General features: G+C 73.4%; 8 protein-coding genes. 2 read left to right on the forward strand and 6 right to left on the reverse strand.

Annotated elements, in window-relative coordinates; all coding sequences use genetic code 11:
- Positions 1–153: 153 nt before the first annotated feature.
- The gene (locus ACFXDJ_RS24885) at positions 154–576 is read right to left on the reverse strand and encodes an LPXTG cell wall anchor domain-containing protein (protein WP_384850310.1); all 423 of its coding nucleotides are present in this window, start codon (positions 574–576) and stop codon (positions 154–156) included.
- 143 nt (positions 577–719) lie between these two features.
- Positions 720–2195, reverse strand: coding sequence for a PLP-dependent aminotransferase family protein (locus ACFXDJ_RS24890; protein ID WP_384850313.1), 1476 nt, complete (start codon positions 2193–2195; stop codon positions 720–722).
- A 29-nt stretch (positions 2196–2224) separates the two neighbouring features.
- Here ACFXDJ_RS24890 and ACFXDJ_RS24895 point away from each other — a divergent pair, with 29 nt between their 5' ends.
- Positions 2225–3265 carry a DMT family transporter gene (locus ACFXDJ_RS24895; RefSeq protein WP_384850316.1) on the forward strand — a complete coding sequence of 347 codons (1041 nt, stop codon included), beginning with the start codon at positions 2225–2227 and terminating at the stop codon, positions 3263–3265.
- A 32-nt stretch (positions 3266–3297) separates the two neighbouring features.
- Positions 3298–4164, forward strand: a complete 867-nt coding sequence (locus ACFXDJ_RS24900) for a helix-turn-helix domain-containing protein (protein ID WP_384850319.1) — start codon at positions 3298–3300, stop codon at positions 4162–4164.
- On the opposite strand, the gene ACFXDJ_RS24905 is transcribed toward ACFXDJ_RS24900, so the two are convergent.
- The 4 genes from ACFXDJ_RS24905 to ACFXDJ_RS24920 all read right to left on the reverse strand — a co-directional run bounded on the left by ACFXDJ_RS24905 (position 4142) and on the right by ACFXDJ_RS24920 (position 10143).
- On the reverse strand, positions 4142–7579 hold the full coding sequence (locus tag ACFXDJ_RS24905; RefSeq protein ID WP_384850322.1) for an endo-alpha-N-acetylgalactosaminidase family protein: 3438 nt from the start codon (positions 7577–7579) through the stop codon (positions 4142–4144). The two genes, ACFXDJ_RS24900 and ACFXDJ_RS24905, sit on opposite strands and share 23 nt — an antisense overlap.
- A 191-nt stretch (positions 7580–7770) precedes the next feature.
- Positions 7771–8145, reverse strand: a complete 375-nt coding sequence (locus tag ACFXDJ_RS24910) for a YbjQ family protein (protein ID WP_384658562.1) — start codon at positions 8143–8145, stop codon at positions 7771–7773.
- Between the two features lie 59 nt (positions 8146–8204).
- Positions 8205–8876 carry a response regulator gene (locus tag ACFXDJ_RS24915; protein ID WP_384658559.1) on the reverse strand — a complete coding sequence of 224 codons (672 nt, stop codon included), beginning with the start codon at positions 8874–8876 and terminating at the stop codon, positions 8205–8207.
- A gap of 52 nt (positions 8877–8928) precedes the next feature.
- Positions 8929–10143 (reverse strand): sensor histidine kinase, encoded by a 1215-nt coding sequence (locus ACFXDJ_RS24920; protein WP_384658557.1) that lies wholly within the window; start codon positions 10141–10143, stop codon positions 8929–8931.
- Between the last annotated feature and the right edge of the window lie 819 nt (positions 10144–10962).

Consider the following 10962-nt stretch of genomic DNA (forward strand, 5'->3'; position numbering starts at 1 on the left):
GCCGCCGGGGCGCGTCCCGCGCCCGCGCGGGGGGCCCCCCTTTGTGGGGCCCCCGCCCGGGCGCCGCCCCCCCCCCCCCCCCCCCCCGGGGGCGCCCCCCCCCCGCGCCGCCCGCGGGGGCCCACGGATGGTGCCAGTCGAAGCACGGGGTCCTCAGCCGTTGGCGCGGCGCCGCACGGTGTACAGGGTCGCGGCCCCGGCGGCGATCAGCACGACGGCCCCGGCACCGAGTGCGGCGTTGGTGGCGGAGGAGCCAGTATGCGCGAGCTCGGGCGCGCCACTCACGGCCGGGGCCGCGCTGGGAGCCGCGCTCGGGACGGAGCCGGTACCGCTGCTCGGACTCACGGACGGCGCCGTGCCCGGGGGCAGGCTCACCGAGGGCTGCGGGGCCGAGGGGGACGAGCTCGGCGAGACGCTCGGCGTGGCCGTCGCCGGGGCGGCGGAGGCGCTGGGCGTCGCGGACGCTCCCTGCGCGGCGGAGGCCGGCCCGGCCAGCGCGACGGCCATCCCGGCGGCCGCGACGGCGACGGCCGCGGCCTTGCGGATGTCCAGGGAGGTGCGCTTCAGGTTCTTCACGGTGGTTCTCCACGGTCGGGTGGAGGACGCGGGTTCACGCCCTTCACCCCCACACGACGCGCGACCCTCAGGGAGGTTGCCGCGGTTTCCGAAAAACTTTTCCGCCCGGGGAGGCGGGCTCGAAGGGCCCCGCCTCCCCTGGCTCAGCCCCGCGACCCCCGCAGCCCCCGCAGCGCCGCGCCGAAGATGGCCACCCCCTCCTCGATCTCCCCCGTCGGCCCCGCCGCGTAGCCGAGGATCAGCCCCGGCGGCCCGGGCGTCATCCGGTGCCAGGACAGGGGGTGGGCCTTGACGCCGAGGGCGAGGGCCGCCGCGGTCAGGGCGGTGTCGTCGAAGCCCGCTCCGTCGAAGGTGACCATCAGGTGCAGCCCGGCGGCGGCACCGTGCACCCGCGCGCCCGGCAGTTCGGCGGCGATCGCCCGCAGCATCGCGTCGCGGCGGGCCCGGTGGCGGCGGCGTACGAAGCGCAGGTGGCGTTCCAGTTCCCCCGATTCCATCAGCCGGGCCAGCACCAGCTGGGCGAGGACCGGGTTGCCGAGGTCCGCGAAGCGCTTGGCTTCGATCACCGCGTCCAGGTGGCGCGGCGGGACCAGCAGCCAGCCCAGGCGCAGGGCCGGGGCCAGGAGTTTGGAGACGCTCCCCGCGTAGCAGACGGCCTCGGGCAGCATGGCGCGCAGCGCGGGGACGGGGGCGCGGTCGTAGCGGTGTTCCGCGTCGTAGTCGTCCTCGATGACGATGCCCCCGGAGGCCGCCCAGCCGAGGAGTTCGCGGCGCCGCTCCCCGTCGAGCACCACCCCGGTCGGGAACTGGTGCGCGGGGGTCAGCACCACCGCCCGGGCCGGTCCGGCCGCCAGGGCCGCGGTGTCGATGCCGCCCTCGTCCACGGGTACGGGCAGGATCTCCATCCCGCCGTGTTCCAGTTGCTGGCGGGCTCCGAGGGAGCCGGGGTCCTCGACCGCGACGCGTCGTACGCCGTCCGCGCGCAGCACCTGGGCCAGCAGTCCGAGCGCCTGCGCGACCCCCGCCACGACGACCACCTCGCCGGGGTCGGCGCGGATCCCCCGGTTCAGGGCGAGCCAGCCGACGATGGCCTCGCGCAGCGCGGGCGTGCCCTGCGGGTTGCCGTAGCCGAAGTCGGCGGGGGTGAGTCCGTCGAGGACCCTGCGCTCGGCCTGGAGCCAGGCCGTACGCGGGAACGCGGTCAGGTCGGGCACCCCGGGCGAGAGGTCGATCCGGCACGGTACGGCGCGCAGGGAGTCGATCAGCCCGCCGCGTGCCGGGGGCTGCGCGGGCGGGCCCGCCTGCGGCGGCGCGGCGACGACCACGGTGCCGGCCCGGCCCCGGCCGTCCACCTGCCCGGTCTCGGCGAGCCGCTGGTACGCCTCGGTGACCAGGCCCCGGGAGACCCGGAGCTCGGCGGCGAGGACCCGGGTGGCCGGCAGCCTGCTGCCCACGGGGAGCCGGCCGTCAGCGATGGCGGCGCGCAGCCGGTCGGCGAGCCAGTCGGTGCGGCCGCCCGCGGGGGCGCTGCCGATGTCGAGCTGGAGGAAGTCCGAGCCCGCCTGCCGGCCCGGCGCGGTTTTGGACCCGTCGGACGCGTTCTCTTTGGACCTGCCCATGAGTCCATTGTGGCGGCAGGCTCGAAGACATGAACAAGACCTCCGCCCCTTCCACCGGTCCCGCGCCTTCCCCCCGTCCCGCCACTGCGGCCAAGCCGCTGCGCGACCTCGCCCCCGGCGTGATCGGCATGGTGCTCGTCGGCAGCAGCGTCACCGTCTCCCGGTCCCTCGTCGACGCCCCGCTCTTCGGCGTGCAGGCCGTCCGCTACACGGCGGCCGCGCTGCTCCTGCTCGCCCTGGCCCGGTTCGCCCGGGTGCGGATCGTGCTGCCGCGCGGCCGGGAGTGGCTGTGGCTGGCGGGGATCGCGGCGACCGGGCTGGTGCTGTTCAACGTGGCCGTCGTACGGGGCGTCGCGCACGCGGAGCCCGCCGTGATCGCCGTGGCGGTGGCCTCCGTACCGGTCCTGCTCGGGGTGATCGGCCCGCTGCTGGAGGGCCGCAGGCCGAGCCGCCGGGTGCTGGTGGCCGCGCCGGTGGTCGTGGCCGGGGCGGTGCTGGTGGAGGGGACGGGCCGGACGGACGCGGCCGGGGTGGGCTGGGCGGCGCTCGCGCTGGGCTGCGAGGCCGGTTTCACCCTGCTCGCGGTGCCGGTGCTGCGGCGCCACGGCGCGTGGGGGGTTTCGCTGCACGCGGTGTGGATGGGGGCGGTGATGCTGGCGGTGCTCACGGTGTGCGTCGAGGGGCCCGCGGAGCTGGTGTCCGTGTCCCCGCGTCAGTGGGCGGCCGTCGGGTACCTGGCCGTCATGGTGACGGCGGTGGCCTTCCTCCTCTGGTACCGGACGGTGGCCGCGGTGGGCTCCGGCCGGGCCGGGCTGCTGACCGGGATCGCCCCGCTCGCCGCGGCCGGAGCGGGCGCCGTCACCGGCAGCGGGGTACCGGGTCCGGCCGTGTGGCTGGGCCTGGCCGTGCTGATCGCCGGGCTGGCGGCCGGACTCCGGCCGGAGCCGGCACCGGTCCCGGGCACGGCCCCGGAGCGGTCCACCGGCGCCTCCACCGGCGCCTCCGTCGGCACCTCCGCCGCGCCGGCCGCGCGAAAGCCGCGTAACGCCCGGGAACCCGCGGCCCCTTGAGGGCGCCGGGCCTTGTGGATCACAATCCGCAGATGGCAACGCCCCCGTACACCAGCTGGATGCGGTACTTCTCGCCCACCGCCAACCACCGCCGGCTCGGCCTGGTGTGCCTCGGCGTGGGGGTGCAGGAGGGCGTGCTGCCGGTGGTCGGCCCGCGCGTGCTCGACCACCACGTCGCGGTGGTGGTCTGCGGCGGCCGGGGCTGGTTCAGCCACGGCGGCCGGGCCCCGCAACCGGTGACGGCCCCGGCGCTGCTGTGGCTGGTGCCGGGGGTGGAGCACCACTACGGCCCCGATCCCGGGACCGGCTGGGACGAGTGCTTCGTGGATTTCGCCGGTCACAGCGTGGAGGCGTACACCGACCTCGGCTACGTCACCCCGGACCGCCCGCTGGTGCCGCTGAGCGGGACGACCGGGGTGCGGCACGTGGTCGACGGGATCGTACGGGCGGCCCGGCGGGGCGGTCCGCTGCTGGAGGTGGAGGCGGCGGCGGCCGTGCACGGGCTGCTCGTCGCCCTGCGCTACGCCCGGGCCGAGGTGTCCGTCCACGGGGACGCCGTGATGGACGCCCTGGCCCGGGACGCGCTGCTGCCGATATCGGTGGCCGAGCACGCCGCCCGGCTCGGGATGCCGCTGCCGCAGCTGCGCTGGGCGGTGCGGCGCAGCACCGGTGAGGGGGTCAAGGAGTACCTCCTCGGGATCCGGCTGAGCCGGGCGAAGGAGCTGCTGGCCCGGACCGACCTGCCGGTCGCCGGAGTCGCCCGGCGGGTCGGTTACGAGGACCCCGCCTACTTCAGCCGGCTCTTCAGCCGCCGGGTGGGCATGGCGCCCGTACGCTTCCGCCAACAACAGTCGGTGCAGCAGCAGGCCGCGCAGCCTACGGCAGGTAGCCGATGTTGAGCTCGGCGACCGCCGTCCACGGATTGCCCGAAACCTCCCTCGTGGCCTTGAGCTTGACGTAGCGGGCGGTCCGCGCCGTGAAGGTCACGTCCTGCTGGGCGGTGGTGTTCGCGAAGGTGCCCGAGGCGGCCGCCGTGCCCCAGGTGACCCCGTCGGTGGAGGTCAGCACCTGGTAGTCGGCGATGCGTCCGTTGCTCTGCGTCTGCCGGGGCAGGTAGTGCAGGGCGGAGACGTTGTACGAGGCCCCGAGGTCGAGGGTGATCTCGTGCGGCATCGGCGCGGTGGCCTGGTACCACTGGGTGTGCCAGATGGTGGCGCCGTCCCCGTCCAGGACGTTGGCGGCGGCGCCGTTCTCGCCCACGGCCTCCTGGCTGTCCACGGCCTTGACGCTCATCTGGGCCTGCGGGACGAGGAGTTCGCCGCCGGTGCCCGCGCCGAGGTCGTCGACGGCGAGGTCGTCGAGGATGAAGTCGGCCTCGTTGTGGGAGCCTTCGGCGGTCACCTTGCGGATGCCGATCCAGGCGTCGGTCCCGGCGGTGAAGGTCTTGGTGAAGGTGGTGGCCGTGCGGGCCTGGTTCAGCGCGGTCGCCGTCTCGGTGCTGCCGGAGCCGGTGATGAACTGGTAATCGCCACTGAAGCCGTTCTCGTAGCTGAAGGTGACCTTGTACTGGCGGCCCGCCGTCAGCCGCAGCGTCTGCGGGAGGGTCCGGTAGACGAGGCCCTGCCGTTCCTCGTGCGACTTCAGTGAGTTCTGGCCGCCGATCACGTCGTCCACCAGCTTCCCGCTCCAACCCGCCTGGGTGTACGGGGCGTTGCGCTGGGCGATGTGGGTGCGCGGGTCGGTGGCCGATCCGCCGGCGCCGCCGAAGGCGAAGGGGCCCCAGCCGGCGTCCACGTTCTCGAAGTCCTCGGTGAAGTAGTGGCCGTTCAGCGGGGTGCGGGCGGAGCGGACCACCCGCACGTCGTCCAGGTAGACGGTGCCGGAGCCGGAGGCCGCGGACAGTTTGAGGGTGGCCGTGGACTGTCCGGCCGGTACGTCGAAGAGCACCTTCATGCGCTGCATCTTGGTGGTGTTCTTCTCGCTGCCGCCGAGGCTGTTGGTCAGCGTCGAGGAGTCGGCGTAGACGGAGGCGGCGGCACCTCCGGCCGGGGTGACGGCGAGGGTGGTGGCGCGGCCGGCCGGGGTGGAGACCCAGACGGAGGCGGCGTAGGTGCCGGGGGTGAGGCCGGTCAGCTGCTGGGACACGGCGGGGGCGGTGCTCGGGGCGAAGGTGAGCTCGTTCTGGCCCTGGGCGTTGCGGGCGACGGCGGCGCCGGTCCCGGTGACGGTCCAGGCGTTCAGGTTGCCCGCGAAGAAGGAGGGGTCCTTGACGGGGGTGCCCTCGCCCCAGTTCGGGTCGGCCTGGGCGGGGGCCGCGCCGTTGGTGACCACGTAGGCGGTCCTGGCGCTGGCGTTGATGGTGACCTGGCCGCCGGTGACGGCGAGGTCGCCGACCAACTGGCGGCCGGTGTCGGTCAGTTTGTAGAGCTTGGGCGAGGCCCACCCGGCGGGCAGGGTCCAGGTGGTGTTCCCGCCCTTGTCGTTCCAGTGGTAGAGCTTGCCGTCGCGCGGGAGCAGGTACGTGGAGCCGCTGAGCACGGTCCGACCGCCGGTGGTGATCTTGCGGGTGTTTCCGGTGGTGGTGACGGTGGTGCCGTTCGCGAGGGTGACCGTGTCGCTGGTCCACTTCACGATCGGGGATTCCTGGAGGTACTTGGTCGGCAGGTTGGTGGCGAAGGTGCCCGCGAGGAAGGCGGTGTAGTCCCGCTTGCCCTGCCAGCCCTCGTACGCGGTGAGTTCCGCGCCGCCGAGCAGCGGGTTCCCGGCGATCCAGTCGTCCTTGGCGTGGTTGGCGATGAAGCGGGCGATGGTGGAGTTGATGCCCTTGAGGTCCGTGCCGCCGTAGTTGACGTCGTTCGCCCAGTGGTTCCAGAGCGACTGCTCGGTCATGGAGTTGGGGAACTCGGTGGCGAGCTGGTAGCCGAGGCCGCCGATCTCGCGTTCGAGTTTGCGCGAGACGTAGCCGTCGCCGTACCAGACGTCCACGTAGAGGAAGTCCAGGCCGGGGGCGGCCGCCTTGAGGTCTTGGAGCCGCCCCAGCCGCCCGCCGGACTGGCCGTCCTTCCGTGTGTCCACGTAGTACGACTGGTCGAGCCAGTCCCAGCCGAGGCCGCCGCTCTGGTGGGCCGGGTCGAAGGTGGCCGAGACCGGGTACTCCTCGGTGGCGTTGATATGCACGCCGAAGTCGGCGTTGTAGGCGTGCCCGGCGTTGACGAGCGTGTTGAGGTCGGTGGCGCCGCCCAGCTTGGATCCGATGTTCTTGTAGTCCATGTGCGCCGAGTCGTGGCCCTCGGAGGCGTACCCCTTGAGCAGGACGAACTGGCCCAGGCCGTCGGTGGCGAGGTTGACCCGCTTGGTCTCGTCGAGGGTCTCGGCGAAGGGGTGGGTGGCCTCCGAGGCGAAGTTGAAGGGGATGCGCTGCACGACGCGGTCGGCGGTCTGCTCCCAGCCGGTCGGCGGGGTCCAGATGTCGCGGTAGGCGACGGCCGCGTCCTGCCAGTCGACGGTGGAGTCGCCGTTGCGGTCGCCCGTGATGGCGACCCTGGCGTAGGGCAGCGGCTCGGTATCGGTGTCCGCGGCTCCGGCGGCCCGGTAGAGCCAGGATCCGCTCCACAGCCCGGCCCGGCGGTAAGTGCCCTTGTCGGTGACCTGCTTGGCGATCCGGCCGTTCTCGGTGGCGGTACCGCCCGAGGGGGCGTCGTAGTACGCGTTGGAGTCGATGGCCGCGGCGAGCTTCCCCGTGTTGGCCAGGCCGTACATCACGGTCGTGGCGGAGGCGTCGACCGGGGTGCTCGCCGTGACCGCGGTGAAGGTGTCCCCCGTGCCGGTGGTGGCGGTGTACATCTTCGCCGTGGAGAGCGCGGCGCCCGGCTGGCTGCTGCGGACGCTGACGAGGTTGTGGTCGGGGATCGCGAAGGTCCGTACCCGCAGGGCGGCCGTGTCCTCGATCGCCGTGACCTTGAACTCGACCACCGAACTGGCCACCGACAGGCGGGCCCTGACGGTCACTCCGGAGAAGGAGAGCGCGTAGTCGACGCCGGAGGCGGAGGGCGTGGAGGTGACCGTCGGCGTGTAGGTGGTCCCGTTGACGACGATCGCGCCGATGGCGTCCTCGTTGCCGTTCAGCACGTCCCCGGTGGCGGTACGGGTGTAGCTGATGACGCGCGGGAAGGCGCTGTCCACGCTGACGGACAGCTCGGGCGAGGTGATCGTCACGGGGGTGGCCGCCGCGGCGGGGGCGGCGGGCACGGCCACCAGCAGCGTGGCGACCAGGCCGGCCACCGCGGCTGCGGCCGGCCAGATTGGGGTTCGCATCGGACCTCCGGGAGTCGGCGCTTCCTTGGCGGAAGACCGCGCGACGTGGAGGCCGGCGGTCCGCTCACTGACTGGACAGCTTGCGGATCGCGGCGCTGCGGGCCCATGGACAAAGCAGAGCGCCGTCCTGGACTTATGTGACCGGTGGGTCACACGGGCACGGGTAGGTCACACGGGTGGCACGCGGGTGATCACGTGCCCGCGGGGACCAGGACCACGGCCGTCCCGTACGCGCACACCTCGGTGCCGATGTCGGCGGCCTCCGTCACATCGAAGCGCATCATCAGCACGGCGTTCGCACCGCGCGCCTTCGCCTGCTCGATGAGGCGCTCCATGGCCTGGTTGCGGGTCTCCACCAGGGTCTTGGTGAGGCCCTTCAGCTCGCCGCCGATCATCGACTTCAGGCCCGCGCCGATCTGGCTGCCCAGGTGGCGGGAGCGCACGGTGAGGCCGAAGACCTCGCCGATGACCCGCTCGACCCGGTAGCCGGGGACGTCGTTGGTCGTCACCACCAGCACGCCGGTCTGCTGTGCGCCCGGGCCGCCACCGTAGTCATCGATACCCATGGGTCCCACTGTGGCGGCGCCGGGCGGCGCCCGCAACCGGCCGTAGGCCCAGGCCGTCTCTAGCCGAGCCGGGCGGCGAGGCCGAACTCGTAGGCCACCACCACCGCCTGCGCGCGGCTGGAGAGCCCCAGCTTGCTCATGCAGCGGTGCACGTGCGTCTTGACGGTGGCGGCGCTGAGTACGAGGCGGCCGGCGATCTCGGCGTTCGACAGTCCGGCCCCGACCAGGCCGAGGATCTCGCGTTCGCGCGGGGTGAGGGTGTCCAGGCCGGGACGCGGGGCGCGGACGGCGGCCGGCGCGGCGTACGTGTCCACGAGCCCGCGCAGGGCCCCGGGGCTGAACAGCATCTCGCCGGCGTGCACGGTGGCGATCGCGGCGAGCAGCCGGTCGGGCGGGGTGTCCTTGAAGAGGAACCCGCCGGCTCCGACGCGCAGGGCCCTGAAGACGTACTCGTCGGAGTCGAAGGTGGTCAGCATGAGCACCTTCGGCCGCGGACCGGACTCGGTGGCGGCGGCGGCCGCCAGGATCCGTTCGGTGGCGGCGATCCCGTCGATTCCCGGCATCCGGATGTCCATGAGGATCACGTCGGGGCGGGTCTCGGCTGCGAGCCGCACCGCCGTCTCGCCGTCCTCGGCCTCGCCGACGACCTCGTAACCGGGCGCGGCGGTGAGCAGCGCGGTGAGGCCGGACCGGATGAGGAACTGGTCGTCGACGACGAGCACGCGCAGCACGCTCTCCCCTTCTCTCTCGGGTTCTCTCCCGGGTTCCGTCCCGGGTTCGCGGTCAGCCGGCACGGCCCGGCCGGGGTACGGGGACGCGCAGGCTGACCTCGAAGCCGCCCTCGGGGGCGGGCTCGGCGGTCACCGTGCCGTGGTAGATCATCGCCCGCTCGCGCATGCCGATCAGCCCCTGCCCCCCGGCGCGCCCGCCGGCGAGCCCGGCCGCACGGCCACCGCCGCGTCCGTCCCCGCGTCCGTCGTCCTTGACGCGCACCCGGACCTCGTCCTCGGCGTAGTCCACGCGGACGGTGGTGTGCGCGGCCGGGGCGTGCTTGAGGACGTTCGTCAGCGCCTCCTGGACCACGCGGTACGCGCAGAGGTCGATCCCGGGCGGCAGGGCGTACGCCGTCCCCGTGATCGTGACGTCCACGGGGACGCCCGCCGCGCCGACCCGGCGGACCAGTTCGTCGAGGCGGCCGAGCCCGGCGACCTCCGGGGTCCCGTCCTCGGCCGGTACGGTCCCGTCCTCGCGGAGCACCACCAGCATCCGGCGCATCTCGGCCAGGGCCTCGCGGGCGCTGGAGCCGATGGTGTCCAGGGCCCGGCGGGCGGTCCGCGGGTCGGAGGAGAACACGTAGCCGGCGAGCCCGGTCTGCACGGAGATGACCGAGACGTGGTGCGCGATGACGTCGTGCAGTTCGCGGGCGATCTGGATGCGCTCCAGGGCGACGGCCCGACGGGCCTTCTCCTCCTGCTCCAGCCGGAGCTGACGGGTCAGCTCGCGCAGCCGCCGGGAGCCGTCGCCCGCCACCCAGCAGACGGTGGTGGTGACGGTCACGAAGCCGACGCTGAGGGGGCCGATGCCGGGCTCGGCCAGCCGGGTGCCCCAGAGCAGGACCACGAGCGAGACGGCGGCGCAGCGCAGGGAGACCGGGCGGGGGCGCAGGGAGGCGACGGTGTAGAGCGCGAGGAGCACCCCGCAGACGGCGGGCACGTGGTAGTAGCCGAGGGTGAAGTAGGTGCCGACGCAGAGCACGGTGCTCGCCAGTACGGCCACGGGGAAGCGGCGGCGCAGCACGAGCGGCAGGTAGACGGCGACGAGCAGCGCGTAGGCGAGGGGGTCGGTGTCGCGCCAATAGCCGTTGGGGTCCGGCCAGTTCCGGAGCATGTCGGACGAGATCCAGAGCGAGCCGACGGCATACGCGGTTTCGCCGATGACCGACCGCGCGGCGCGGAGCCGGGTCGCCACCGGGTGCGCGGACAGCGCGGACAGCTGCACGTCAAACCCCCTCGTGTACACCCCTGGTTGTACAGGGTCACCGCCCCCGGGGGTAGCCGGAGTTCAACCCGTGGATGGGCGAGACCGGCCCGTCGCCGACCGTAGATTCCTTGAGCCGGCCCCAGCCGGCAGTGGCCCGATCCCCCCGGGGCCCGCCAGGCGGCCGTGCCCGTTCGGGGGCGGGCACGGCCCCGCCGCCGAGCACGGCGATTCCCCCTGGGTCGCCTCTCGTCCGCCCTGGGCGAACTCCGCGCCCTTTGCCGCGCCGGAGTGTCGACCGACCGCTGCGGGAATCCTTTCGCGCGCCGCGGAGAGCCGCGGGCTGAATGCCTGCGCGAAGGCTCGAAACCCCGTCCCGCGCACTACAGTCCGAGCTTTGCGCTCGAACATTACCCCCGACCGGCCGCGCCCGCGCCTCCCGCATTCACGACCGCAATGGTTGCGATTTTTGCATACGCACGGGCATTTGGCGCGTGCACATCACACTCGCTCAATCCACTCGGCGAATAGCCCCCACCAAACGGTCAACATCGATCGATAGTTAGCGGATTGTGGCGCAACTGAGCGGGGATCCGGGCTCACACGTGTCCATGCGTCGACGACCCCGCGATTCCCGTGAGAGGGTCCCAGAAAGATCATTATCGAGGTGTCGGTTAGCGAGCCGCGAGGACTGTATTCTCATCGCACTAAGTCAACTGGCAATGACCGACGGTGCGGTGGGGGGGGGGGGGGGGCCCCGGGCCCCCCCCCCCCACCCCCCCCCCACAAACAGAGAGATAAAAAACAAAAGACACCCCCGCCGAGTGAGGGGTTTTTGAG

This window comes from Streptomyces sp. NPDC059443 (genome assembly GCF_042750105.1).
Classification (GTDB): domain Bacteria; phylum Actinomycetota; class Actinomycetes; order Streptomycetales; family Streptomycetaceae; genus Streptomyces.

Coding starts and splice junctions, on each gene's coding strand:
- ACFXDJ_RS24890 (WP_384850313.1), bottom strand. CDS start 2,195: ATGGGCAGGTCCAAAGAGAACGCGTCCGACGGGTCCAAAACCGCGCCG.
- ACFXDJ_RS24895 (WP_384850316.1), top strand. CDS start 2,225: ATGAACAAGACCTCCGCCCCTTCCACCGGTCCCGCGCCTTCCCCCCGT.
- ACFXDJ_RS24900 (WP_384850319.1), top strand. CDS start 3,298: ATGGCAACGCCCCCGTACACCAGCTGGATGCGGTACTTCTCGCCCACC.
- ACFXDJ_RS24905 (WP_384850322.1), bottom strand. CDS start 7,579: ATGCGAACCCCAATCTGGCCGGCCGCAGCCGCGGTGGCCGGCCTGGTC.
- ACFXDJ_RS24910 (WP_384658562.1), bottom strand. CDS start 8,145: ATGGGTATCGATGACTACGGTGGCGGCCCGGGCGCACAGCAGACCGGC.